Below are 26310 nucleotides of genomic sequence, written 5' to 3'. Positions count from 1 at the left end.
CTTGCTTACCAGCTGAAGTCGTGGGGGCCAACGATCATCGCCTACCTGCTCTTGCTTGCACTATTGGCTACCCCCTCACGACTTTTTACCGTTTGCCCCAATCACTAGTAGTTGACACCTTGCGTTTTAGTCTGCCACTGGTCATCATCTGGGTACTGGTCGACTGTTACTTTACTAGCAAAAAGATCCAAGCAATTAACAATGACCACCAGATTATCCCCCAATCTCCAGTTGGGTTCGTCTTATTAACCCGTCAGCAGCGCCAAAATAGTGATGACCAGCAGCAAATTCAACAATTATCTTCCCAGCAGCAACGGCAGTTTGAGCAGCTGGAATTGTATTCTCACGAGATCAAAAACACCCTGACCAGTCTCCGTGCAGCTGCCGAAAATCAGCCACAGGTTGCCAGTCAAACGATCTTGTCTGCTGTTTCCCAAGCTGATTACCACCTCAACATGATGCTCAGCGACGAACGACTGTCATTAAGTGATAATGACTTTGACTTCGAGTGGCTCAAATTGGAAGAACTCGTTAACCACATTATCAAGGACAATTCCGCTATCTTCATCAACCGCCAACTGATTCCAGTATTGACTGGCCTTTCGCATGTCAGGGTCCTTACTGACCGCAAATGGCTGCATTTCTGCATTTCCCAGTTATTATCCAATGCTATCAAGTATTCCCCAACTGGGATGACTATCCAGGTGTGCTGGAAGGACAATGCCCTTCAAATTATTGATCAGGGTCCTGGCATTGCCAGCAGTGATCTTCCGCGAATCTACGATAACGGCTTTTCTGGCCGCAACGGTCACCAAACGACCAAATCGACGGGGATGGGGCTCTACCTTGTTAAGCAGGTGACCCAGCGCTTAAACTTTAACGTCCAATTTCAATCCCGGCAAGATCGCGGCACTATTGCGATGCTCAAGTTTCCGCCTACTAATGTTCGCCAATGATTTAGCTAACATTACAAAATTGTAAGGTTCTCCGCCTTCCTGTAAGTAGGAATGGGCGGGGAACCTTTTTATAATTTAGTTAATCAATAAACGAAGGGAACGAAAAAAATGAATCTCTTACATCTCAGCCACCTCAAGCGAACTTACCATCCCCATTCTGCTCACCCGGTGAGGGCTTTAAAGGACATCAGCTTCGATGTCGATCCTGGTGAATACATTGCTATCATGGGTGAATCAGGTGCCGGAAAGAGCACCCTCTTGAATATCATCGCGACCCTCGAAAAAGCCAGTGCGGGTGAGATCAAACTTAATGGTCAAAACCTCAGCGCCCTGACGGTTGACCAGGCAGCGAAGTATCGTCGCGAACATCTCGGTTTTATCTTTCAGCACTTCAATCTGTTAAACAGTCTCTCTAATCGTGATAACATTTATCTGCCATTGGTTCTTTCCAAGACGGCAGTTTCCAAAATGGAAAAACGGCTCCAGCCATTAGCTTCATCCCTTGGAATTGAAAACATTCTCGACCGTTACCCAGCCGAGATCTCCGGAGGCCAGCAACAGCGAATCGCGATTGCCCGCGCATTGATCACGCATCCGGACTTGCTATTGGCTGATGAACCAACCGGGGCCCTTGATTCCAATACCAGCAATGAAATCCTTGATCTTTTCGCCAGCGTCAATGAAAACGGCCAGACAATTATCATGGTTACCCACAGTGCTGCGGCAGCCAGTCGGGCCAAGCGAACCCTCTTCATTAAGGACGGGCGAATCTATCATGAACTTTTCCGCGGCGACAACCCCTTTAAGAAGTACCAGGAAGAAATCAGCCAAACCATGATGACCCTTACGAATGGGGGTGAATAGTAATGCTCTTTATTAAACTTGTTAATTCCAGTTTTAAACGGAACCAGCGCAGTTACTTTCCCTACTTAGTCGCTACCACGATGCTGGTGGCCATTAACTACATCTTTTTAGCTATTGGGAGAAATGCTAGCCTGAAAAAATTAAATACTGGCACAGCTACTAGTGCGTTGCTGGCCCTGGGCTTTTGTTTCATCTTCCTGATCACCGTTGCTTTCTTGATCTACGTCAACCGATTTCTTTGGCGGGAACGTCGTCAAGAGATGGGCCTTTATTCGATGCTTGGTATGACCCGACGCAATCTTCAACTGCTGGTCGTCATTGAAAAAAGTTACTTGCTAGCAAGTAGCCTCGTCGCTGGTCTGACGATCGGGGTTACCTTTGAAAAATTAGCTTTCCTGGGGTTAGGCTACCTGCTAAAAATAAGTCACCTGACGCAACCGTGGATTGTTCCGGCAGCACTTGGACAAACGGCTTTGCTGATGCTACTGCTTTTTGTCCTCATTCTTTTCGTTGACTTATTGAAGCTTCACCGACTGAGCCCTAGCCAGCTCTGGAAGCCCGTGGGAACCACGGTTAAACACCACGGAATTATTTATGGTCTTGCGGGTCTCCTTGGCCTTATCCTCCTTGTTGCCGCTTATTGGATTGCCTTAACCATCAAGCCACGGGTTTCAGCCATTACCCACTTTTTCTTGGCAGTCCTTTTGTTGACTATCGGGACCTACCTTTTCTTTATCATCGGCAGTATCGTCTTTCTCCAGCTCCTTCAAAAGAATAAGGGTTACTACTACCAGCCCCGCCACTTTATCGCTGTGTCAGGAATGCGACAACGGATGGAACAAAACGGGGCCAGCCTTGCCACTATCTGCCTGCTCTGCAGTTCCATTTTAGTGATCCTCTTTACCTCAATTACCCTCTATGCGGGGATTAATAATACCATCCGCTCATATGCCCCACAGGATGTGGTGATGTCTGGCCAACGGCTGAATTCTCAGCAATGGTCAACGATTGAGCAGACTGCTAAAGATCACCAGGCAACTATTAGCCACCGCTTAATCTACACCATGACGGCACCTCGCTACGGGTACTGGCAAGGCGATCGTTTTATCAATCAAGGCAATATCTTGAAAATGAATAGTCAAACGAGTAGCTCGGTTATCCTCTTGACCACCAAGGAATATAACCGGATTACTAACAACCATGTCCACCTCAACAACGATCAGGCCTTGGCTTATTCAAGCAATAAAGGGCATTATGGCCGGGTTAGGATTAACAACCAGCAGTATCATGCTAAAAAGTTAGCCAACTATCCGCTGTATTTCAACTTGGACCACAGCATTTATACGCCAACGTTCTACGTCGTCAACCACTTACCTGCGGGACTGCCAACGACGACGGTTACTTGTTTTGATTATCAGCTAAAGGGGAAAACGGAGAAGCAGATTAACTTTGAATCTGCTCTTCAATCACAACTGAAACTTACTACCAGCAACTTTACTGGAAAAGCAACGATCACTTCGCTCATCAATGGTCTCTACGGTGGACTCGTCTTTATTGGGATCCTCATCAGCATCACTTTAGCCATTACTACCACGATTGTGATCTACTTTAAACAGATTACCGAAGGCTATGCGGACCAGGAACGCTTTGCTACCATGCAACAGGTTGGCCTTAGCGAGAAAGAGACCATTAAGAGCATCCATAGCCAAGTTCTGATGGTCTTTCTTCTTCCAGTTATCGGAGCGCTCATCAACCTTTGCTTTGCTTTCCCGGCCATCCGACAAATCATGGTACAACTAAGCTTGTACAACCTGCCGTTAATGATTACGGTTGGCGTGATCGTCACGGTCAGCCTGTTGGTGCTCTACCTGATTATTTATGGACTGACAACCTGCACGTATCGGCAGATTGTTGATCAGCCCCTCACTGGGCATCATTAGTCTGACATCTTAATTATCATAATGAGATAGCGCCGAAAAAGAAAAAATGCCTCAATTTCCCTGCGTGAAATCGAAGCATTGGTAGCTCATAGTTATTCTAAAACTAATAGGAATTAGTGTGGGCCGTTAACAGCGAATATTAAAGTAATCATCTGGTGATATACCGTATCGCTAGATGATTTTTATCTTTAGTTGTTGGAACTAGCTCTGGCTCGGAAATTATGGTGCAAGCCGTGCCATACGTGCCGGTCCGCGATCCCAATCAGTGGACCGTTGAATAGGATGCACATCAAAGTGCCGAGGTTGACCGAATCAATGCGACGGGTGAACATGAATACCAGCAAGATGACGGTTATCGGAATGAGAAAGTTGATGAGCTGGGCTTGTGCGACGTGGCCGTGGAGGTAAAGAAAGCGCAAAATATTGGTGGTATCATCGTTGGGATGCATGACGATGTTGGCTCGCTGGTAGATTGAAATTGCTGCACAGAAGATACAGATTCCTGCAAAGCAGAGGACGGTTCGCCAGATGATGTTGAGCTGGGGAACACCCAATTGCTTGTAAATAGCTAAGAAGAGGTCGATGAAGTAGCTGAAGCAGGCGATGTAGATCGTCTCACCGATGAAGCGCCATTTATCCCACTGGCGGATCAGCAGTTGGTTGGTGATCGCTACAAGAACGCCGGCGATAAACATCGTCATCCCTACGGAGAGGTGGAAGAGTGCAGCGAGGTTAACTTCGGCGGCGGTCCATGGCGCAGCCCCCATATTGGTGGAAATAGTCAGGCCGTTGCCGAGGGCGTTGGTGACTAGGCCAACGATCAAGGCACTGATGCGAGTAATGGTTGAATTCTGTTTCTCCACGTTCCAGATTTCCTTTCTTCTAAGTTGTAACATAGAACAACATTCTATTGAGCCGGCGAGGGGATGTCAATGATATTGATGCTTTGATGCTGGTCAGCAAAAATGCCAGGATGAGTTTTGAAAAGAGCTAGAAGAGTCGATGATTATCATTGACAAGGCCCCAGCTTCACGAAATAATTTAGGGTGTAACACTTTAAAGGAGTAGCGATAACAAAATGCAACTAAGCAGTCAAGAAGCGCTAGTGTTGCTGCGCGAACACAATCTATTAGTGAAAGTCGTGCACAACCAATCATTTACAGCGAGTGACGTCCACTACGATTCTCGTCGGGTGACGCCAGGCAGCCTGTTTTTCTGTAAAGGGCGGACTAAGCCGGAATACTTGGCCAGTGCCCGGCAAAAAGGAGCGGTAGCCTATGTTGCTCCGCAGGAGGACGCAGCTGGTGGTGACCTACCCGGAATTATCGTGAACAATGAGGACAAGGCGATGGCACTTTTGTCAGCAGCGTTTTTCGGCTTCCCCCAAGACCAACTCTTCCTGGTCGGCATTACCGGGACCAAGGGTAAGACGACGATGGCTTATTTTGCTTACGACGCGTTGCGCAACCAGGAAGGCAAGCAGGTAGCACTGCTGTCAACCGTTAACTCCGTGTTAGGACCGAAGCCGACGGACACCTTTAAATCTGCCCTGACGACACCCGAATCACTGGATCTTTTCCGTGATATGCGACGGGCCGTCGATAACGGGATGGATCATATGGTGATGGAGGTTTCCTCCCAGGCTTACCTGCGGAACCGAGTTTACGGGTTGAAGTTTGACGTAGGAATTTTTCTCAATATCTTCCCGGACCACATCGGCCGCAATGAACATCCTAATTTTGCTAACTATCAGTTCTGCAAGGAACAGCTGATGGTCAATTCCCGGCGTTGCATCATCAATGCCGATGACCCGCACTTCGCAGACTTCTATGCTGCTGCGAAGTCGACGACGGACCCGGAAAAGATCTTTGTCTTCGGCCGGCCAACCGAAAATGGAGACGTTCCATTAGATTTCAGTTACCAAAATGACGGGGAAAATCTTCACGGCTCTCATTTCAACTTGCAGGCTTTATCGGCACGGGCCAAGGCCTTGGCAGTTGCTGGCGACTATCACGTCGATATTGCTGGCGATTACAACGAAGGCAACGCGACGGCAGCGATTATCACGAGCGGTATCGCTGGGGCTCAGCCGGCAGCTATCGCAGCAGCGCTGGAACACACCCGTATTCCGGGGCGGATGGATATGCTGACGACTAAGCACCATGGCACAGTCTACATCGATTACGCCCACGACTACATCAGCGTCAAGCGACTGGTGGCTTTCTTGCGCCAGCAAACCCACGTTAGTGGCCGGGTGATCGTCCTGCTGGGAGCAACCGGTGACAAAGGAATTTCACGGCGAGAAGGCTTTGGCAAGGCCCTGTCCGAAGAGAAAGCGGACGTAGCTATTCTGACGACGGATGATCCCGGCTTTGAAGACCCCAAGAAAATTGACCAGGAGATCGACAGCTACATTGACCACTCCCGGGTCGGCAAGGTCGAGTACATTATGGACCGGCAGAAAGCAATTGAGCACGCTATTGCTAACAGCACTCCTGATGACATCGTAGTGCTGGCCGGCAAGGGTGATGACCACTTCCAGAAGATCAAAGGGGCCAACGTCCCATACCCGAGCGACATTACAGTGGCTACGGAGACCATTAAGAAATTGGAAAAGTAGGACGGGGGCGGCTGCGCCCTTCCTGGTTCATGGTAAAATAGTAAAAAATTAATAAATTGGAGTAGTAGTAATGAGAGCATTTAAAGAGGTTATGAGTTGGGTCATTCCGGTTATCATCGGGCTGCTGATTGCTTTATTGATCAACCAATTCTTCCACTTTGTGCGAGTGGATGGGCCGTCGATGCAACCAAACCTGCAGAACAACGAACGGGTCGTTTGTTATAGACATGAGAAGATCCATCGCGGCAACGTAATTGTGTTTGACGCCAACGGGGTCGACCCCCAAGTCTCGAAGAAGACGGATTACGTCAAGCGGGTCATTGGCCTGCCAGGTGACACGGTTAAGTCACAAAATGGTAAATTGTACGTCAACGGCAAAGAGGTTAACCAGGATTATATCAGCCAGGTTCAACGGAACCAGGGGACTGGTAACTGGACCCTGAAGAGCATCTCGAAGCGCAATAACTGGTTGTCGCATAACGGCGCCACCAAGGTGCCGGCAGGTGAATACTTTGTCTTAGGTGATCACCGGAGCGTTTCCAATGATGGCCGCTATTGGGGCTTCGTGCCGCAGAACAAAGTCACCGGAGTGGTTAAGGTGGGCTTCTGGAATCGAAAACAGCCTGCCCGCAACAACGTTAACAATCAGTGGCAGCATTACTTTAAATAACTAATTGGGCCTGACGGACTTCTCAATTGAGAAGTGGTCGGGTCCTTTTTACTTAGGAGTTCTTTGCTTCCGATCTATCAATTTGCGCAGTACAATTAAGAAGTTATCGATTTAAAGACAAGGAAGGGATCGTTTTGACAAAATATTCAGCACTCTCTCAGCAGGAGATCAAGAACTTTCATGATGACTTTGTTTCACGTGAAACATCAGCGGTAATTGCCCGGGCCGTGATGAAGAATGGTATCAAGGCTAGTAGTGAAAATCCCGCAATCAGCACGCATGATCACCGGGTCTTCAACGTTGAAGTAAAGACCGGTGCGGTGACCAACCAACGGCAGAGTGGACGTTGCTGGTCCTTTGCCGCCCTGAACACCTTGCGACACCATTTTGCTTTGAAATATAAGCTCAATGACTTTGAATTATCGCAAAACTACCTTTTCTTCTGGGATCGGATTGAACGGGCCAATATGTTCTTGCAAAAGGTGATCGCCACTGCAGACAAGCCTTTCCACGACCGGACCGTCGATTTTCTCGTTTCCACAGCGCTAGATGATGGTGGTCAGTGGTCTAACGCGGCCGGTATTATTGAAAAATACGGGGTTGTGCCGGAATATGTCATGCCAGATACCTACAATACCAAGAACACCAGCGATGTCGCGGCGGTGATGCATGATCTAATGAAGAAGGATGCTCTTGAACTGCGACGGCAGATCAATGAGAAACATGCTAGTAAGGAGCAATTAGCTAAGCTGCGTTCACAAATGATGAGTGACGTTTACCGGGTAGCCGTGATGGCTTTCGGCGAGCCACCGCTGAAGTTTGACCTTGAATACAAGGACGACGATAAGAAGTACCATCGGCAAGCGGACTTAACACCGCTGGATTTCTACCACCAATACTTTGATGTCGATCTTCGCGACTATGTATTGATCACGAATGCTCCGGATCACGAGATGAACAAGCTCTATTCGATGCCGGTTGAAGATAACGTCGTTGATGGGATCCCGTTGCAGTTCTTAAACGTGCCATTCCACTATTTGCAGGATCTCGCTATCAAGCAGCTCAAGGATAACGAAACAGTATGGGTCGGCAACGACGTCCTTCAGCAGATGGACCGCAAGCGCGGTATCATGGATTCACAGCTCTTTAAAGCGGGCGAACTGCTGGGTGTTGACTTTGCGATGAACAAAGCGGACCGTCTTGAGAGCCGCCAGGGAATGGTATCTCACGCGATGACCTTAACCGGAGTTAACCTGGTCGATGGGGAACCAAACCGCTGGAAGATCGAAAATTCCTGGGGTGATAAGAACGGCGCCAAGGGCTACTTCGTGATGACCGAAGATTGGTTTAAGGACTACACCTACGAAGCTGTTATCAACCAGAAATACCTGGATGACGACTTGAAGAAGTTGTTAACCCAAAAGCCGGTTGAACTGCCAGGTTGGGATTCGTTAGCTTAGGTAACGTGGCTACTGGATTGGTGACTGAATTCGTTATTTTGGCGGATGATGAGCCCGCAATCGCGGCGTTGAAACTGCCTGATGAATGGGTTATGATAAAGGCTCGAGATAGATTACATGATCGTTGCAAAAAGCAAAATTAAGGAAGATAAAAGTGAGTACAAAGGTTAAGTTTCAGCCCATTTTATTGGGGACTGATTTTAATTGTTACGGGATGGCCCGCTCGTTTTATGCGGCTTACGGGATCAAAAGCATCGCCTATGGTGATACTCAGTTAGCCCCGACTCGTTATACCAAACTGATTGATGTGCGTTTACACAAGGGCTTTAATAGCAACCCTGGTTTTATGAAAGTGATGAACCAGGTGGCAGCTCAACTTGATCCAGACACAAAGTATCTGCTCTTGAGCTGTGGGGATGGGTACACTGAGCTCATTTCCCAGCACTTGGACGAACTAAAAAAGCACTTTGTTTGTCCTTATGTTGATCGGCAATTGTTTAAGGCCCTTGGTACCAAGGAAACCTTCTACCAGGCTGCCGAAAAGTACGGCCTGCCTTACCCAAAGACCCGGATCATCACCAAAGAAGAGGTCGAGAGTAAGGGCGCCGCAAACATTCAGCTGCCGTTTGATTTCCCGGTTGCCCTCAAACCGTCCAACAGTATTGAATGGCTGGACATCCACTTTGAAGGACGCAAGAAGGCTTACGTGCTGGACACGCGTGAGCAGTTCAATGAATTGCTGCCAAAAATTTACAAGGCCGGTTACCAAAGTGACTTCATTTGCCAAGACTTTATTCCTGGTGATGATTCCAACATGCGGGTGATCAATGCCTACGTTGATATGAACCACCATGTTCGGATGATCTGCCTCGGCCATCCCTTGCTGGAAGATCCGGCACCGGCTGCCGTTGGGAACTACATGGCGATTCTGCCAGAAAAGAACCAGCAAATCTACGATCAAATTGTGAAGTTCTTGGAGGCTGTCAATTACGTTGGCTTTGCCGATTTTGACTTGAAATATGATCGACGCGACGGCCAATTCAAGGTCTTTGAGATCAACTTACGGCAGGGACGGAGCAGTTTTTACTGCACTCTGAATGGCTACAACCTGGCCAAGTACGTTACCGATGACGTTATTTTCCATCTGCCAAAGGAAGATACGGACTACGCTGATGGCAACATGCTTTGGTTGGGCTTGCCAAAGAAACTGTTCTACAAGTACGCCAAGGATAATCAATACAAGCAGCGGGCAATCAAACTGATCGAGGCCGGTCAGTGGGGGACCACCGCTTTTGATAAGCACGATTCTCTAAAGCAGCGCTTGCTGATGCACTATGCCTTTCACTTGATGAAAGCTGATTACGAGAAGTACTTCGTGCAACGGTAGGACAAAGCGAGACAAAGAAAGGACATAACTATGTGCGGAATTGCAGGATTCGTTAACGATAATGAGCCGAAGGTGAAAGACTCTGTCTTGAAGCAGATGTTAGCCCGGATTATTCACCGGGGTCCAGATGGTGAAGGGCGCTTTTCTGATCCGAACGCCGCGATCGGGATGCGCCGCTTAAGCATCATCGATGTCCGGGGCGGGGATCAGCCGATTTTTAACGAAAACAAGCGGTTGGCCATCGTTTTTAACGGGGAAATCTACAACTTCCGGCCACTGCGGAAGAAGCTGATCGACCTGGGTCACACCTTCACGACGACGACGGACACGGAAGTAATCCTTCATGGCTACGAAGAATGGGGTGCAGACGTCTGCAAGAAATTGCGGGGGATGTTTGCTTTCGTCATCTGGAATCGCGACACGAAAGTTCTCTTCGGGGCCCGGGACCACTTCGGTATCAAGCCGCTCTACTATGCACAGATGAACGGCACCTTTATGTTTGCTTCTGAGATCAAATCCCTCTTAGCGCACCCAGATTTCCATAAGGAATTGAACCGGGAAGCGCTGAAGCCATACATGACCTTCCAGTACCCAGCGATTGACGAAACCTTCTTCAAGGGCGTCTTTCGGATTCCGGAGGGTCACTACTTCACCTACAAGGACGGCCAGCTGACGACGACGCAGTACTGGGATGCGGACTTTGATCCCCAAAACGAAGGCTTTGATGAGGCCGTCGACAACATTGAACAAGTAGTCGATGATTCTGTCAAAGCCCATTCCTTTGCTGATAAGAATGTAAAGGTGGGCTCCTTCCTGTCAGCCGGGGTCGACTCCAGTTATGTTACGGCGATGATGCGGCCAAACGAAACCTTCTCAATCGGTTTTGACCGTCGCTACGATGAAACAAAGGATAGTAGTCGACTGGCTAAGCTGCTGAAGTTGAAGAACCAAAACGGTAAGCTGACGGACTCTGAAGCTTTCCATACTTTTCCGAAGATCCAGTACTATCTGGATGAACCAGACTCGAACCCGTCCGTGGTGCCGCTGTACTTCCTGAACAAGATGGTCAAGGATGCCGGCTACAAGGTGGTCCTGTCCGGGGAAGGCGCCGACGAATTATTTGCCGGTTACGAAGCATATGGCTTTGACACCAAGGTCAAGGCAATTCGTTGGCTGACGGATCAACTCAAGAAGATGCCGCGGCAACGGCGTTACAAGATGGCCCGCTGGTTGAAGAACAAGCATTTCCACGGTCAGCTGCACATGTACCGCAACCTGGCACCGGCCCGGGATTGCTTCATCGGCCAGGCCTACATCTTCAGTCCTGAAGAAGCGGCTGATATTCTCCAGCCGGAATACAACGCCGGACCGAGTGTCAAGGAGATCATCGACCCGATCTTTGACAAGGTTGAGGACAAGGATATTCCAGAAGTGGCCAAGAAGCAGTACCTGGACATTCACCAGTGGATGCCGGGCGATATTCTGCTGAAGGCTGACAAGATGAGTATGGCCAGTTCTGTTGAACTGCGGGTACCGCTGTTAGATAAGGAAGTGATGCGGGTTGCCGGTCACACCCCATCCAAGTACCTCTTCAATTACAAGGACACTAAATACGCCTTCCGGATGGCCGCTAACCGCCACCTGCCGGAAGAATGGGCTACCCGGCCGAAGCTGGGCTTCCCGGTTCCGGTTCGTGAATGGTTGCGGGAAAAGAAGTACTACGACGAAATTCGCGCAGTCTTTGAGGAAGACTTTGTCAGCCAATTCTTTGACCAAGAGAAGCTGCTAAAGCTGGCTGATGATAACTTTAATGGCGAGGTCGATGGTCGCCGGAAACTCTGGACCATCTACACCTTCCTGGTTTGGTACAAGCTCTACTTCGTTGATGATTACCAAATGGACGAAAGCCAGCTGGACCAATGCAAGGAACCGCACGTTTACATCGAAGAAGCCTAACCTAGATATTGAAATCCTAAGAGCTCTGCAAAAGTCATAGCGGCCTATTGCAGAGCTCTTTTCTGTGTCTGCGGCTTGTGATGGCGTATAATCATAGCTGTGTCGATAATGAGAAAGGGGGGTTAACTTGGAACGGATCACCGAAAGACCACTCATCACGATTACGAATATTATTTGGAGCTTCAACCGAGATAACCGCCATCCGCATATTCTCCTGATTAAGCGCGCGGCCGATCCCTTCCGGGGCGCTTGGGCGCTGCCCGAAACCCTTCTCCGAAAGAGTGAAGATGCCGATAGTGCCTGTGTACGTTTGATCAAGGAAAAGATTGGCTTGACTTTGCCGGCTAGCTCGACCGAACAACTGGCGACCTTTACCGCTCCTGATCGGACGCCGGGGGAACGTTCGCTGGCTCTCGCCTATATGACTTTCTTGCCCACCATGCCGGCCTTAAATCCTGGCTATGGGGCAGTTGAAGCGCAGTGGTTCAGTCTTAACTACCGTGCCGAAAACTATTACTTGAATCATGGACAGACTTGTCTTGCCATTACCACCGATGCCGCTGACTTGGCTTTCGATCATGCGACCATTGTCAGCACGGCTCTGCAGCGCATCCGTAACAAGCTAGACTATCAGCCGAATATCCTGAAAATTCTTGGCCCGACTTTTACCCTGCGGCAAGCGCGGGAGGTCTATGCTCCTTTTTTGCGAACGACGGTTGAGCAGATTGATAATTCGAACTTCAAAAAGACGCACGGACGCTTGTTTGCGGAAGCGGGGGTAGTTGAAAAGCCAAAACATTCTGGGCGTCCGCCGAAGCTCTACAAGTTAAGAAATTAACAAGCTATGTAAAAAGTGTTACAATTATTCTAATTATGAGAAATTGAAAACGCTTTTTATTTTTTTAGAGAGATTAAAGTAATTTTTACTTAAATAGTGGAGGAGAATAAAAATGACCCACGAATTGCTAACAGATATGTACGAATTCTCCATGGCCAATGGCTATTATGAAGCCTTGCCGCATGATCGGCAGGCTCGTTTTGATGTCTTTTACCGTCGGGTCCCGGACCAGGGAAGTTTTGTCATTTCAGCAGGTTTGCAGCAAGTACTGGAGGAAGTCAGTCAGTGGCATTTTTCTCAGGATGACATCGATTACTTACGCTCACTACATCACTTTTCTGATGGTTTCTTGGATTATCTAGCGAAGGCCAAAAATGAATGTACGATTACGGCGCTGCCAGAAGGGACGCCAGTCTTTCCGCGGGAACCGATCGTTAGTGTTTGCGGGCCGATCATTGAAGCTCAACTGCTTGAAACGCTGATCTTGAACCTCATCAACCATCAATCACTAATCGCTACCAAGGCACGGCAGATCGTTAATGTGGCGAACGGTCATTCTGTGATGGAATTCGGAGCACGGCGGGCACAAGGTCCTGATGCGGCAACTTATGGAGCCCGGGCCGCGATCATCGGTGGCTGTGACAATACGTCCAACGTTCTGGCGGGCAAAGAATTCAACGTTCCGGCGGTCGGGACGATGGCTCATGCTTGGATTGAGAGTTTCCCTGACGAGCTGACGGCCTTCCGGGCTTGGAATAAGATTTACCCTGACACCGCTTCACTGCTGGTCGATACCTATGATGTCATCCATTCTGGGATCCCGAACGCGATTACCGCCTTTAAAGAACTCAAGGCTCAAGGCCACAAGCCGTTGAGCATCCGGATTGACTCCGGGGACATTGCTCAACTGTCCATCGAAGCCCGTAAGATGCTGGATAATGCCGGCCTGTCCGAAGTCAAGATTACGGCATCAAACGCCCTGGACGCTCAAGTGGTGAAATCACTGCTTGACGAAGGAGCACCGCTGGACAACTTCGGGATCGGTGAAAAGCTGATCACCAGTTCCTCCAGCCCGGTTTTAAGTGGGGTTTATAAGATGTCTGAGCTCGAGGTTGATGGTAAGTGGCTACCGAAGATCAAGCTAAGCAATACCCGGGAAAAGGTAACCTTACCGGGTAACAAGCAGGTTTACCGTCTGTACCATAAGGAAGACCACCACAAGGCTTTCGCGGACGTCATCGCCCTGGCTGATGAAAAGCTGCCGGAGACGATCGAGGCCATCAACTCCGATCCGAACGCAGTGGATGTTAACGTTAAACTGCGTAACTTTACAGCTCAACCGTTGATGCAGACGATGTTGAAGCCGGGAGAAAAGCCGACGACCAACGGGGATCCTTTCGCTATTCAGCATTACGTCAAGGAACAGCTGGCTTATCTACCGAAGACCACTCGGCGGCTGGTGAACCCAAGCTTCTACCCGGTTTACCTTACCCCGAAGTTGGCCCAGCTGCAGCAAAAACTGATTGACCAGCATCGTTAAAATTACACCATGATTGTTTATCACCGTCCGGTTTAAAGCCGACGGTGATTTTTTTTTGCGATATTGGTTGATATTCTTCAAATAGTATTAGATAATCTACAATGTGAAGATCGTATTTACAGTCTGAAGAATGTGCTTTCAAGATAGGGGGGAGATAGATGACACAGTCGCGAACCTTGAACCAGCAAAAGGTGGTTCAGGCTGCTGCTGAAATTGCAAAGAGCGATGGCTTGAGCCAGCTGACGATGTCGAACTTGGCGGATTATTTGGGGATTCGTTCCCAGTCGCTCTACCATTACGTCAAAAATCGGGAAGACCTGATTTCCTTAGTCGGGGCGGCGATTTTACAACGGATTCGGAAGCAAATTGTTCAGCAAATTGTTGGGCTGTCAGGGGAAAAAGCTATTTTGGCAATGGCTGATCGGCTTCGCGATGAACTAGCCAAGGTGCCGTTTATGGCTGGTATTTTTTACTCGATGCGCGGCACAGATGGGGAGGTTCGGATTCATGATGAGGTAGTAAACTACCTGGATCTGGTGAACCAAATTGCCCAGGCTGACGGCCTCGAAGCGATGGAGGTCCGGCCGCAGATGCTGGTTGGCGCAGTTTTCGGGTTTATTTTCTTGGATTCTTTTACCTTAACCGATACGCGTCAAACAGCTGAAGAACGGCAACGTGAATACGAGGAAATGATTATGCGATTAATTACACCTCGTCAAACAAAATCCGGTCATTAAGAAAGAAGATGAGATTGAATGGATTGGTTTAAGCGTCACCACGTCGGTGGGTTAGTAGCATGGATTATTCTTGTGATTGCAGCAATTATTCTCCTGCCGGACGTCAACGCATTAACCAGGGCTCACTCCAATATCAATCTGCCAAGCACGGTGCAGAGTGAAGTCGCTAATACGATGAAAAATCATTGGGGTCACGGCTCGAAAAATACCTATGAAGCAGTTGGCGTTTTTAGCAACGGTGACGAAGCAATGTCTCATGCCCAGGTCAAGCGGGTTAAGCACACGATCAACTACTTGAAACGACATAAGAGCAAGTACGGGATCAAGAGCATGACCGCTGCCTATGACAATGCATCCACCAAGAAACAGTTGATTTCCAAAGATAAGTCAACAGTCCTGGTTCAGATGAATGTCAGCAAAAGTCACGACACCGTTAAAAATGAAAACAAAGCACTGATGGGTGCGATGAAGACGACGGGACTAAAGACCTACGTCACCGGTTCTCAGATCATTCAAAACGACTTTTCTGGTGCCATTCAGGAAGGGATCAAGCGGACTGAAACCATCTCAGTCATCTTTATTTTCATTGTTCTCGTCCTGGTCTTCCGTTCGCCAATCGTGCCGTTAATTTCTTTGTTGACGGTAGGGGTTTCCTTTATTACCTCATTTAGTTTGGTGACAAACTTAGTTCAGCGGTTCAATTTTCCGTTCTCTAACTTCACCCAAGTCTTTATGGTGATTGTCCTCTTTGGGATCGGGACGGACTACAACATCTTGCTGTATAACCGCTTTAAAGAAAATCTTGGTTCCGGGATGGAGAACTATGAGGCAGCGATGGATGCTCGGTGGCGGGCTGGTCATACCATTTTGATGTCGGGTAGTTCGTTGCTGATCGGTTTTGCGGCCCTCGGCTTGGCGCGCTTCTCTATTTACCGGTCAGCCGTTGGGGTGGCCGTTGGGGTGGCCGTCCTGCTGATCGTTTTGCTGACTTTGAATCCGTTCTTCATGGTGACTCTCGGCAAGAACATGTTCTGGCCGGTTAAGAAATTCGAGGGCGAGTCGGAAAGTCGTTTGTGGCACTTCCAATCAAAGCATTCGCTGAAACACCCGATCATCGCCTTAGCCCTGGTCCTGGTAATTCTATTGCCGTTTGCTCTGACTTCGCAGCACTCGTTGGATTATGATGACGCAGCCGAAATTGCGGACAGCGTTCCGTCCAAGCACGGTTACATCCTTGTTCAACAACACTTTTCGAAGGGGACTGCAGAGCCATCGGAACTCTACATTCAGTCCGATCACCGGTTGGATAACCAGAAGGACCTGATGCTTCTGGATAACATCACTGGGCAAATTAAGAACAGTAACGGCGTCAAATTGGCAACCTCTGCGACCCAGCCGAGCGGTGCCAAGATCAAACGGCTATACGTCAACAACCAGTTGGGAACGGTCAACAAACAACTCGGCAAAGCAACCAGTGGTGTTGACCGGTTGACGGCCGGCAGTCAGCAGATGGGCAGCGGGATCAACCAACTGTCAGCCGGCAGCCAACAGCTGGTTGACGGCTTGACCCAGCTGAGTCAGCAGTTAAACGCCTCGATGTCCGGTTCGAGTGCCTCCCAGATCGCCCAACTGGAACAGGGATTACCGCAGATCAATAGCGGAATCCAGCAGTTAAACAACGCCCTTAACAATGCTGGGGGTTCGATCGATACCGCGGGTCTGACTAGCAACTTGCAAAATGTCGGAACCCAGGCTACGGTGATCGGCAATAACCTGACCCAGGCTGGCAACACATTAAAGAGCCTTTCTGGCGCCAGTGCTAGTCTCGACACTGGGGCAGCGATGTCGGCCTTCCAAAGTGCTGAATCGTCAGCTAAGTTAAACGACCAGCAAAAGGCCGTTATGGAGGGCGCAATGCGGCAGATTATGTCGAGCGCTGCCAGTTCCGCTAGTGGCCAGCAATCTTCAATGGCCGGCAAGCTGCAGTCAGTAGCTGCTAACATCCAAGCTGCCGGAGCAGCTGACCAGAGTTTAGGCAATTCGATGCGGGCGGTTTCCAGTTCCGCTTCCTCACTGAGCGGTTTGACCGGGCAGATTACGACCTTGAAGGCCTCGGTTGCTCAACTGGCCGCTGCTTCCAATGTGGCTCTGCCAGGTGCTACTTCCGCCCTGCAGCAGCTGACGGGTGGTTTGACTCAGGTCCAAAATGCGGTTAGCCAAGGGGCCGCTGGGGCACTTCAGCTCAACACGGGGATCAACCGGCTTGCTGCCGCTTCTCCACAGCTGACGTCGGGTCTGCAGCAGTTGAACAAGGGCCTGAACTCCGGCTCAAACTACTTGGGTGGTTTGCAGCATTCTGCGGCAGCGCAACACTTCTACATCCCAAGCTACGTTCTTCACAGCAAGACCTTCCAGCCATCAATCCAGACCTACCTGTCTAGTGACAAGAAGGCGGCTCGGATTGTGATTGTTTACAACTCCGATCCAAACAGTTACGCGGCTACCAACCGGGCTAACTCACTGGCTTCGATGGCTCGGAAGTCCCTGAAGGGAACCAGCCTCGGTGATTCACGGATTGCGATGGGCGGTCAGTCAGAACGGATCTACAACATGCGGCAGATTGCGGGCTCTGACTTCATGCGGACAGCCGTGATCATGTTGGTCGGCATTTCGCTGGCACTGATCTTCATCACCCGTTCACTTCTGCAACCGTTGTACATCATGGGAACGCTGGTCCTGGCTTACCTGTCATCATTGTCTATCAACCACTGGCTGGTCAGCCTCGTGATGGGGCGGGACATGCTGACGTGGAATACGCCGTTCTTTAGCTTCATCATGTTGATTGCCTTGGGTGTGGATTACAGTATCTTCCTGATGCGTCGTTACCTGGATTACCAGGAAACCGAGGATAATCCAAATAGGAACATCTTGCGGGCTTGCAGCAACATCGGGACGGTTGTTATTTCAGCCGCTATTATCCTGAGCGGTACTTTTGCTGCACTGATTCCGTCTGGCATTCCAACCTTGATCGAAGTTGCGATGACTGTGATCGTCGGTCTGATCATCTTGGTTGTGATCATGCCGGAAGTAATGACCAGTGCAATCTCACTGACTTACGGTACGCCGCTGAAAAAACGCGTGATTAATAAGAACCCTCAATAATGAGCTTAGATAACTAGAACGACCCGGATAGGCAAAGCTGTCCGGGTCGTTTTCTTGTAACGGAGTGCAGTAATTGACAAAAAGGCCTAATAGCCGTACCTTGAAACTTTAGAGATAAAAATGAAAGCGGGATTAAATCATGGCGCAAAATAAACTGGTGGTCATTTCCTTAGATTCGATGGGCTTTAATGACCTGGATCAATGGATTGATCTGGCACCGCACCTCAAAAAATTACGCGACCGGGGGACCTGGGTTCAGCACGTCCGGGGTATTTTTCCGACGCTGACCTATCCTTCACATACTTCGATCATCACCGGCCAGTACCCGGCAGTTCACGGGATCGTTAACAATACCAAGCTGCAGCCACAGCGCTTGTCGCCTGACTGGTACTGGTATCGCAAGGACGTTCAAGCAACGCCCCTTTATGATGTGGCGCGGCAGGCCGGTTTGACGACGGCAGCCTTTTTATGGCCCGTGACCGCTGGTAGCAAGATCGACTACAATATCTCGGAGATTTTTCCCAACCGTATCTGGACCAATCAAGTCTTGGTCTCGTTAAAGGCTAGTTCGCCCTGGTTTTTACTGCAGATGAACCACCGTTATGGTCACTTGCGCCACGGGATTAAGCAGCCTTGGTTAGACGATTTTGTCACGGCCTGCGCGATTGATACCCTGAAAAATAAAAAACCGGATTTGACCCTGATCCACCTCGTCGATATGGATAGTATGCGCCATCGCTATGGAGTGCGATCGACGGCGGCTCGGGCGGCCTGGCAACGTCTGGATGCGCGGGTGGCCCGGCTGGTGGACGCCACTAAAGCAGCCGGTACTTACGAGCATACGAATTTTGTTTTCCTGGGCGATCACTATCAAATCGACGTGACGAAGATGATTCACTTAAATATCGCTTTTGCCAAGCAAGGCTGGCTGCGGCCGTTGCCAGCGAAAACTACTTATCGCAAGGATTGGCAAGTGACGGCCAAGGCTTGTGACGGGGAGAGCTATGTCTACGTCACAAGTGGAGTGGACCTGAAGCGGGTGCGCCAGGTGATTGAACAGACGGCAGGCGTCAGCCATGTTTACTCGCAGGCAGAAGCTGCCCAGCGTGGGGCTGATCCGCATTGTGCTTTCTTAGTCGAAGCAAAGCGTGGTTACTACTTTACGGATGAAGTGAACCGTCCGGCGGTGGTCGAAGACGTTGACCCGACTTCTTTGGGAACGCACGATCGTTACCGCGGAGTCCACGGTTACGGGCCCGATCAGCCCAATTACGACACGACAATCGTCTTCTGCGGGCCGGATGTGAACCAAAAGAAGGTGATTGAGCAAACGGCTCACTTAGTCGATGAAGGACCGACCTTTGCCCAACTTCTCGGCTTGCACTATCCGCAAGCAACGGCGGGTCAACCGATTATCGGTGTCGTGAAGGAGGATCGCTCCTGATGAAATTTAACAAACAACAATGGGGATGGATTTTTTACGACTGGGCCAATTCTGGTTACGGAATCCTCGTCACAACAGCCGTGCTGCCTGTCTATTTTAAAGCCGTCGCGGAAGTAGCCGGGGTCAGTACCAGCAATTCGACAGCTTATTGGGGCTATGCTAACAGCCTGGGGACGCTGGTGGTTTCCTTGCTGGCACCACTTTTAGGCACGCTTGCTGACTACCCACACATGAAGCGCCGCTGGCTGAACATCTTTACCTGGGCCGGGATCATCATGACCCTTGCTTTAGCAGCAGTTCCGTCGCGATTCTGGGGCCTTCTGCTGGCTGTTTATATTATCGCCAGCATCGGCTACTCGGGGGCTAACGTGTTCTACGACAGCTTTTTGACGGACGTGGCGACGGATGCCGAAATGGACATGGTTTCGACGACTGGTTATTCAATGGGCTACCTCGGCGGGGTATTAGCCTTCCTAATTTTCCTGGTGCCGGAACTGACCAACGGCTTCGGTGGTTGGATGTCGTCAACGGCAATTGCCAAGTTTAGCTTTGTTCTGGCGGCTGGTTGGTGGATCATCTTTGCCTATCCCTTGCTTAAACACGGCCACCAACAGTACATGATGGGTGCCGTCGACCACCATTTGGCGGATAGTCTAGCTCGTTTGCGGCAAACGCTTCGCCATCTTAGTCATTATCGGCAGGCTTGCTGGTTTTTAGTGGCCTACTTCTTTTACATCGATGGGGTCGACACGATTTTCACGATGGCGACGTCGATCGGTAAGGACATGGGTTTGAAGACGGGGATGTTGATGCTGGTTCTGCTGCTGGTCCAGCTGATCGCGGTGCCTTTTTCCTTGCTTTACGGCTGGCTGGCCAACCGCATCGGGACCCGAAACGCCCTGCTGATCGGGATTATCGTCTATCTTATCATCTGCCTGGCAGCATTGCATCTGCATACGGTCGCGGACTTCTGGGGCTTGGCAGTGCTGATTGGCACCAGTCAAGGTGGGATCCAGGCTTTGTCCCGGTCGTACTTCGGTCGCTTGATCCCGAAAAATGCTAGCAACGAGTTTTTTGGTTTTTACAATATTTTGGGCAAATTCTCAGCGATCATCGGGCCGGTGATTGTCGGGGTGGTGACGCAACTGACGGGTAAGTCTACCCTGGGGGCTGCCTCCCTTAGTATCCTCTTTCTGATCGGCCTGATAGTCTTCATGTCTGTTTCCCGAATGGCTGGTGATTCCCGTGACAAAGATTGACCAACAATTGATAACCGACGTCCTCAATATTGTCGACATCATTCCCCCAGGAACGGTAGCCACTTACGGGCAAATCGCGCGACTGATTGGCCGACCTCAAAATGCGCGGTTGGTCGGCAAGGTCCTTGGCAAGTCCGGTGGACACGGTCACCATCCTTGTCACCGGGTTGTAACAGCGACGGGACGGCTGGTTCCCGGCTGGTTTGACCAGCGGCCCATGCTATTGGCCGAACACGTGCCCTTCAAAGATGATTGTCACGTGGACATCAAACGTTGCCAATGGCAGGGCTTGTGATGCCAAGCTTCATTGATCAACAAGCGACTGAATATTTGACGGATTGATCCGCTAGTCAAGGGGGACCAATCCGTTTTTTAGGTGCAACAAAAAAACCATCAGGTGGTTTAACCACTTGATGGCCTTTTAAATTCAATGTTTATCATCTTTAGTGTCCCGTTGCTCAAATGTTTTGAGCATACTGCCACCGATGCCGCTCTGTTCAGAACTGCCGCCAGCTAGTGCCAGTAGAAGCTGATTAAGGTTATTTGGGTGGTTATCGGCTTTGGCCGTCGCACTGGTGAGCTCAAACGGGATTTTTTTAGTTTGCTGAACTTTTTTTAGATAGATTTTAATGCCGCTGGTCAGGTCAATTCCCATCTCAGCAAAAATTTTGCTAACGTCATCTTTGAGTTGGTCGTCGACTTTAATGTTAATTTGTGCCATCAATATCACTCCTTTGAGTTCATTTTAGCATAAAATGTATTCATTATATATCTAAATAACTAGAAAATGCTATTCAAAAGATAGTAATAGATGGATAATTGATAAGAGCCGCTCACGCCACCCAAACGCCGGCGACACATTGCTATTCTTCCGGCTGGTCCTGGTCTACTCGGGTCATCTTCATGTAATCGATCCATTGGTCGTACTGTTCAGCGGAGACCTTGCCGCTTTTGAGAGCGGCTTGACGCAGGGTCAACCCTTCCCGGTCCGCCAACTGTGCGATTTGAGCTGCCGTATGGTAGCCGAGATGTGGGGAGAGAGCTGTGACGGTCATCAGCGAATGATCTAACAGTGCATTCATCCGGTCGGCGTTGACGGTCATTCCGTGGACAGCTTTATCGGCAAAATTGCGCAAGGTCCCGGTCAACAAGTCAGCCGATTCTAAGAAGACAGCGATGATTACCGGTTTGTAGACGTTCATCTCGAAATTACCTTGGGAGGACGCCATCGTAATGGTGGTGTCGTTGCCAAAGACGCGCAAGGCAGCCATGGTGACTGCTTCAGCCTGGGTCGGGTTGACCTTGCCTGGCATGATGGAAGAACCGGGTTCGTTGGCAGGGAGCTTTAATTCACGCAGGCCAGCCCGGGGTCCGGACGCGAGAAAACGCAAATCCTGGGCCAGCTTGAAGGCGTCGGCCGCCAATGCTTTCAGGGCGCCGTGGATAACATTGAGGCCAGAATGGTTGGCCAGGCCGAAAAACTTATTGGTATGGACGGTGAAGTGATGACCGTACACTTGGGAGAGCTTTGCGGCAATCTGTTCAGGCATCCCAGTAGGAGCATTGAGACCGGTGCCGACGGCGGTTCCCCCGATGGCCAACTCATACAGCGTTGGTTTGAGTTGTTGAAGATAATTGAGATCGTGTTTGAGGGCGGCGATGTAGCCGGACAGTTCCTGACCAAATGTGAGTGGTGTCGCGTCTTGGAGGTGGGTGCGGCCGACTTTGACGGTCTTCCAATACTGCTTTTCCTTGGCGACCAGTTCGTCAATCAGGTGCTGAACTGCTGGCTCTAACTGGTCAAGGGCCTGGACAGCCACGAGGTTCATCGCCGTCGGAAAGGTGTCGTTGGAGGATTGCCCACGATTGACGTCGTCGTTCGGCAGGATAGTTAAGTCGGGATGAAGCTTCATCGCCTCGTTGGCAACCACTTCATTGGTGTTCATATTAGTTTGCGTCCCAGATCCGGTTTGGTAGACGTGGAGTGGGAAGTCTTTTTGCAATTGAACGTCACTGAGGGTGAATAAATGGTCGATGGCTTCGTTAATTGCCTGGGCTTTGTTTTGGGGTTCAGCACCTAGTTCAAGGTTTGCCTCGGCTGCAGCTTTTTTGATCTGCAAAAGAGCGCGGATGATCGGCAGCGGCATTAGCTGGCCGGTGGGAAAATTATGGCGGCTCCGTTCAGTTTGAGGCCCCCAAAGGGCGTCCTTGGGGATCTTTACGGGTCCTAGGGTGTCACTTTCGGTACGATACTCTTCAGTCATAAAAAAACCTCCTTACGTTAATTCAGAATACCATGATTTGATTGCTTAACCGCCATAAAATTGTTATATTATTAGAAAATTCTAAGACATTTTTAATCAGGGAGGTAAGCAGATGTTTAGCCAAATTGGTCAACTAATTTTTGAAAATGAAGCTGTTGCGAAGACTTCGGATTTTACGATGGGGCTTGAAATTGAGATGCAACGGGTTGATGAGCAAGGCAACTTCAGTCAGGAACCTTATCCGGCAGGAATTGGTGATGAAAAGACCAATCCATGGATTACGAATGATTATCTGGAAACGATGTCTGAAACCGTTACTCCTTCGGCAGCACACGCGATTGATGCGATGCACTATCTCTACCGAATTAATAATGCTTTGCGGTCTGCCTTAGCTCCTGGTGAATTATTGTGGCCCCTTTCGATGCCACCGCGGATGCCAAAAGATAAGACAAAACTTCATTTTGCTAAGATGGGGCCCAAAAAAGAAGCCTACCTGGCAGAATGGACTAAACGACATGGTTATTCTCAGGGGACACCATGTGGTGCGCATATCAACTTGAGTCTGGACAGCCACGTGGTGAAATTAGTGCTGGAAAACTTCCCTGAACAGTTTAAGGACGAGCGGGAAGTGCGCAACTACCTTTACCAGGTTCTCGCTCAGGGTTTTGTTCGTTACCGCTGGCTTTTGACCTACCTTTTCGGCGCGAGTCCAATTGCCGAGGCTAACTATTTTGAAAAGGGCCAGGAACCTGAACATCCGTTGCGCAGTATTCGTCAAAGCAAGTATGGTTTTGGGACTAAGTTTACGGGTGACTACACCAGCCTTGATAAGTACATCACCCGGATTGAACAGGGGGTTAAACAGGGGATTCTGACTTCTGACTACGAATTTCATGGGCCGGTGCGTTTCAAGGGCAATCGTAATTTGAAAGATCTACCCAAGAAGGGAATCGAATACCTTGAGCTGCGGATGCTTGATTTGGATCCAAGTACTTCCGTTGGGGTGCGGACTGGGACCTTGCGCTTTATTCGGCTACTGGCTAGTTATTTCATCATGCATCCGGCCCTTCACCCGTCAGATGTTAACGGAATCTTGGAAAATGCTGATAAGATCAACGAGGAGGTTGCTGAAGAAGTTCCGACGGAGCCGAGCAAGTACCAATCCACTGCGTGGGCCATCATGAAGAGTTTGGAACGTTACGCTAACCAGATTCAGTTAGGCCCAGAGTATTCCGAAATGTTGGAGGACTTGGAAGACCGGGTTGCTAACCCGTTGACCACGCCGAGTGCAAAGTTAATGAACTACGTCAAGGATGGCTCGCTGACGGAGTACGCCCTTAAACGGGCTAAACGCTACCAAGAAGCTGCGCTGGAATCCATTAACCCATTTCGCGGTTTTGAAGGTGGAAAGATCTATACAGCAGATGAACTTCGCAAAGCTCTAGCGCGTTGTGAACTACTCGGCCATGAATGACCGAGCTTCTGGGAACACGAAGTAGTATTTAGGGTATTACACAGGTATTCCTGATACCTAACTTACAGAACTTCGCTATTTACCACGGCTAGTCCCTAGCCAATGACTTTCAGTCCTTTATGCAAGATATTAACTGCCGCATTAATATCCCGATCGTGATGGATACCACATTTAGGGCAAGTCCATTCACGAATTTCTAGCGGCTTCTTACCGCTGTGATAACCACATTGACTACAAATCTGGCTAGTATAGTTGGGTTTAACCGTAATTAGTTGTTTACCATACCAGCTACATTTGTATTCCAACATGGTGCGAAATTGATACCAACTAGCGTTGGCAATTGACTTAGCTAGGTGGTGATTCTTTTGCAGATTCTTGGTTTTCAAATCTTCAATCACTATCACGTCATAATTTCTAACTAAGTCAGTCGTCAACTTATGCAGGTAATCCTTACGTTGGTTAGCTATCCGTTGCTGATAGCGTGCCTTCTGCCGTTGTGCTCGTTGCCAGTTCTGATAATCGCTAAGTACCATTTTGAAATCACTATGGTTATGATTCCACTGACGCATAGCTATGGTTGCACGGTGCTTACGTTTACTGTACTTAGATTGCCAGGCATTAGCTTCCTTTTCTAGCCACTTAGCATTAAACGTGGCGTACTTAACTCCGTCAGAGCTAATTGCTAGACTAGCAATACCAACGTCAAGACCAACGGTCTTGTTGGTTTTCGGTAGCGACACTACCTCCGTTTCAACTTGTAAAGCGAGGTAGTAACGGCCAGTAACATCATAGCTAACCGTATAACATTTAATCTTCGCATCACTAATGGATGTCGTCTTGCTGGTCCGTATACTGCCGAGCTTTGGCAAGAACATACGGCGCTTAGCTATAACTTTACAGGTAGAACGCCCAGTATATGACAGTTTAGTTGCGTGCCGACTTTTAAATCGTGGATAGCCACCCCGATGTTTAAACAACATCTTAAAAGCTAAAGCTAGATTATGGTTAACCACTAGGAAGCTGGTCGCATCACTTTCCTTCAGATAAGGATATTCTTGTTTAAGACGTTTAAGCAGGCAATTCATGCCATACTCATTCACGAAAGAACTGCTGGGGTTATTTTGATAGCGCGCTTGAGCCATACCCAGCATTAAATTCCAAACCTTGCGGTTATTACCAAACATCTGCCATAGCTGATCTTGCTGATGACCATTAGGGTACAAACGAAGTTTGACCCCTTTAATAATTGTTGCCATGATGTTTTCGCCCCCTCTCATTAGGAAAGCTAATCTTTTACTTTTCTTTAGCCCGCTGATCGTCAATATACTTAGCAACAGCTTGCTCATTAACGGCACCAATGCTTTCTACATAGTAGCTAGGTGACCAAAGATGCCGGTTTTGCTGTTTCCAATAACTGGTTTGCAGTTCTGGACATTCCCTGAACAATTTCCAAGCTGAAATGCCCTTTAACCAGCGCACAATATTAGTAACTGATAGTTTTGGCGGGGCACTAATTAATAAGTGAATGTGGTCGTCTTTGCCAATTTCCATGTGGGCAATCCTAAATCCATATTTTGAAGCAATTTCACGTAGACACTGCTTCAAGACAACTTCAACGTTTCCTTTCAACACTTTGTTGCGATATTTAGTTCCCCATATGATGTGGTAATTCAGATTGTAGACTGATGTTCGGCCATATGTAAGTCTATTAGTATCTTTTATACCAATTATTATACCAT

21 protein-coding genes are annotated in these 26310 nt (G+C 49.1%); 16 read left to right on the top strand and 5 right to left on the bottom strand.

All coding sequences use genetic code 11. The features are described from left to right. Window positions 1–20: 20 nt before the first annotated feature. The 3 genes from QOR82_RS02155 to QOR82_RS02145 all read left to right on the top strand — a co-directional run bounded on the left by QOR82_RS02155 (window position 21) and on the right by QOR82_RS02145 (window position 3760). The gene (locus QOR82_RS02155) at window positions 21–956 is read left to right on the top strand and encodes an ATP-binding protein (RefSeq protein WP_283583130.1); all 936 of its coding nucleotides are present in this window, start codon (window positions 21–23) and stop codon (window positions 954–956) included. Between the two features lie 108 nt (window positions 957–1064). Continuing rightward, window positions 1065–1820, top strand: coding sequence for an ABC transporter ATP-binding protein (locus tag QOR82_RS02150; RefSeq protein ID WP_283583129.1), 756 nt, complete (start codon window positions 1065–1067; stop codon window positions 1818–1820). A 2-nt stretch (window positions 1821–1822) separates the two neighbouring features. Then, window positions 1823–3760, top strand: a complete 1938-nt coding sequence (locus QOR82_RS02145; protein WP_283583128.1) for an ABC transporter permease — start codon at window positions 1823–1825, stop codon at window positions 3758–3760. 188 nt (window positions 3761–3948) lie between these two features. On the opposite strand, the gene QOR82_RS02140 is transcribed toward QOR82_RS02145, so the two are convergent. Beyond that, entirely contained in the window at window positions 3949–4623 is a 675-nt protein-coding gene (locus tag QOR82_RS02140) for a YczE/YyaS/YitT family protein (protein WP_283583127.1), read from the bottom strand. Between the two features lie 215 nt (window positions 4624–4838). Here QOR82_RS02140 and QOR82_RS02135 point away from each other — a divergent pair, with 215 nt between their 5' ends. The 12 genes from QOR82_RS02135 to QOR82_RS02080 all read left to right on the top strand — a co-directional run bounded on the left by QOR82_RS02135 (window position 4839) and on the right by QOR82_RS02080 (window position 21128). Further along, entirely contained in the window at window positions 4839–6380 is a 1542-nt protein-coding gene (locus QOR82_RS02135; protein WP_283583126.1) for a UDP-N-acetylmuramoyl-L-alanyl-D-glutamate--2,6-diaminopimelate ligase, read from the top strand. A 70-nt stretch (window positions 6381–6450) separates the two neighbouring features. Next, entirely contained in the window at window positions 6451–7050 is a 600-nt protein-coding gene (gene lepB, locus QOR82_RS02130; protein WP_283583125.1) for a signal peptidase I, read from the top strand. Window positions 7051–7184: 134 nt separating this feature from the next. Then, entirely contained in the window at window positions 7185–8510 is a 1326-nt protein-coding gene (locus tag QOR82_RS02125) for a C1 family peptidase (RefSeq protein ID WP_283583124.1), read from the top strand. A 154-nt stretch (window positions 8511–8664) separates the two neighbouring features. Further along, on the top strand, window positions 8665–9897 hold the full coding sequence (locus tag QOR82_RS02120; protein ID WP_283583123.1) for a carboxylate--amine ligase: 1233 nt from the start codon (window positions 8665–8667) through the stop codon (window positions 9895–9897). Window positions 9898–9927: 30 nt separating this feature from the next. Further along, entirely contained in the window at window positions 9928–11853 is a 1926-nt protein-coding gene (gene asnB, locus QOR82_RS02115; protein WP_283583122.1) for an asparagine synthase (glutamine-hydrolyzing), read from the top strand. Between the two features lie 127 nt (window positions 11854–11980). Further along, on the top strand, window positions 11981–12691 hold the full coding sequence (locus tag QOR82_RS02110) for an NUDIX domain-containing protein (protein WP_283583121.1): 711 nt from the start codon (window positions 11981–11983) through the stop codon (window positions 12689–12691). Between the two features lie 106 nt (window positions 12692–12797). Further along, window positions 12798–14231: a nicotinate phosphoribosyltransferase gene (locus QOR82_RS02105; protein ID WP_408612902.1), complete on the top strand. Its 1434-nt coding sequence runs from the start codon at window positions 12798–12800 to the stop codon at window positions 14229–14231. Between the two features lie 158 nt (window positions 14232–14389). After that, window positions 14390–14968 carry a TetR/AcrR family transcriptional regulator gene (locus QOR82_RS02100; protein ID WP_283583119.1) on the top strand — a complete coding sequence of 193 codons (579 nt, stop codon included), beginning with the start codon at window positions 14390–14392 and terminating at the stop codon, window positions 14966–14968. Window positions 14969–14986: 18 nt separating this feature from the next. Continuing rightward, a complete protein-coding gene (locus tag QOR82_RS02095; RefSeq protein ID WP_283583118.1) occupies window positions 14987–18130 on the top strand; it encodes an MMPL family transporter in 3144 nt (1047 codons plus the stop codon). Between the two features lie 139 nt (window positions 18131–18269). After that, entirely contained in the window at window positions 18270–19574 is a 1305-nt protein-coding gene (locus QOR82_RS02090; protein WP_283583117.1) for an alkaline phosphatase family protein, read from the top strand. After that, window positions 19574–20833 (top strand): MFS transporter, encoded by a 1260-nt coding sequence (locus tag QOR82_RS02085; protein WP_283583116.1) that lies wholly within the window; start codon window positions 19574–19576, stop codon window positions 20831–20833. The genes QOR82_RS02090 and QOR82_RS02085 overlap by 1 nt, the downstream gene beginning before the upstream one ends. Continuing rightward, on the top strand, window positions 20820–21128 hold the full coding sequence (locus QOR82_RS02080) for an MGMT family protein (protein WP_283583115.1): 309 nt from the start codon (window positions 20820–20822) through the stop codon (window positions 21126–21128). The genes QOR82_RS02085 and QOR82_RS02080 overlap by 14 nt, the downstream gene beginning before the upstream one ends. 132 nt (window positions 21129–21260) lie before the next feature. Here the strand turns inward: QOR82_RS02080 and QOR82_RS02075 are convergent, their stop codons facing one another. Together QOR82_RS02075 and QOR82_RS02070 are read right to left on the bottom strand one after the other, a co-directional pair. Beyond that, a complete protein-coding gene (locus QOR82_RS02075) occupies window positions 21261–21554 on the bottom strand; it encodes a type II toxin-antitoxin system RelB/DinJ family antitoxin (RefSeq protein ID WP_283583114.1) in 294 nt (97 codons plus the stop codon). Between the two features lie 142 nt (window positions 21555–21696). Next, a complete protein-coding gene (locus QOR82_RS02070; protein ID WP_283583113.1) occupies window positions 21697–23097 on the bottom strand; it encodes a class II fumarate hydratase in 1401 nt (466 codons plus the stop codon). Between the two features lie 112 nt (window positions 23098–23209). On the opposite strand from QOR82_RS02070, the gene QOR82_RS02065 reads away from it, so the two are divergent. Beyond that, window positions 23210–24571: a glutamate--cysteine ligase gene (locus QOR82_RS02065; protein WP_283583112.1), complete on the top strand. Its 1362-nt coding sequence runs from the start codon at window positions 23210–23212 to the stop codon at window positions 24569–24571. 95 nt (window positions 24572–24666) lie between these two features. On the opposite strand, the gene QOR82_RS02060 is transcribed toward QOR82_RS02065, so the two are convergent. Both QOR82_RS02060 and tnpA read right to left on the bottom strand, forming a co-directional pair. After that, entirely contained in the window at window positions 24667–25827 is a 1161-nt protein-coding gene (locus QOR82_RS02060) for an RNA-guided endonuclease TnpB family protein (RefSeq protein ID WP_283583111.1), read from the bottom strand. A gap of 37 nt (window positions 25828–25864) precedes the next feature. Further along, the gene (gene tnpA / locus QOR82_RS02055) at window positions 25865–26293 is read right to left on the bottom strand and encodes an IS200/IS605 family transposase (RefSeq protein WP_283583152.1); all 429 of its coding nucleotides are present in this window, start codon (window positions 26291–26293) and stop codon (window positions 25865–25867) included. Window positions 26294–26310: the final 17 nt, after the last annotated feature.

Source organism: Limosilactobacillus difficilis (assembly GCF_947387495.1).
Taxonomy (GTDB): domain Bacteria; phylum Bacillota; class Bacilli; order Lactobacillales; family Lactobacillaceae; genus Limosilactobacillus; species Limosilactobacillus difficilis.
This window is presented reverse-complemented; position numbering and strand designations above follow the sequence as displayed.

Coding starts and splice junctions, on each gene's coding strand:
- QOR82_RS02150 (WP_283583129.1), top strand. CDS start 1,065: ATGAATCTCTTACATCTCAGCCACCTCAAGCGAACTTACCATCCCCAT.
- QOR82_RS02145 (WP_283583128.1), top strand. CDS start 1,823: ATGCTCTTTATTAAACTTGTTAATTCCAGTTTTAAACGGAACCAGCGC.
- QOR82_RS02135 (WP_283583126.1), top strand. CDS start 4,839: ATGCAACTAAGCAGTCAAGAAGCGCTAGTGTTGCTGCGCGAACACAAT.
- lepB (WP_283583125.1), top strand. CDS start 6,451: ATGAGAGCATTTAAAGAGGTTATGAGTTGGGTCATTCCGGTTATCATC.
- asnB (WP_283583122.1), top strand. CDS start 9,928: ATGTGCGGAATTGCAGGATTCGTTAACGATAATGAGCCGAAGGTGAAA.
- QOR82_RS02100 (WP_283583119.1), top strand. CDS start 14,390: ATGACACAGTCGCGAACCTTGAACCAGCAAAAGGTGGTTCAGGCTGCT.
- QOR82_RS02095 (WP_283583118.1), top strand. CDS start 14,987: ATGGATTGGTTTAAGCGTCACCACGTCGGTGGGTTAGTAGCATGGATT.
- QOR82_RS02090 (WP_283583117.1), top strand. CDS start 18,270: ATGGCGCAAAATAAACTGGTGGTCATTTCCTTAGATTCGATGGGCTTT.
- QOR82_RS02085 (WP_283583116.1), top strand. CDS start 19,574: ATGAAATTTAACAAACAACAATGGGGATGGATTTTTTACGACTGGGCC.
- QOR82_RS02075 (WP_283583114.1), bottom strand. CDS start 21,554: ATGGCACAAATTAACATTAAAGTCGACGACCAACTCAAAGATGACGTT.
- QOR82_RS02070 (WP_283583113.1), bottom strand. CDS start 23,097: ATGACTGAAGAGTATCGTACCGAAAGTGACACCCTAGGACCCGTAAAG.
- QOR82_RS02065 (WP_283583112.1), top strand. CDS start 23,210: ATGTTTAGCCAAATTGGTCAACTAATTTTTGAAAATGAAGCTGTTGCG.
- QOR82_RS02060 (WP_283583111.1), bottom strand. CDS start 25,827: ATGGCAACAATTATTAAAGGGGTCAAACTTCGTTTGTACCCTAATGGT.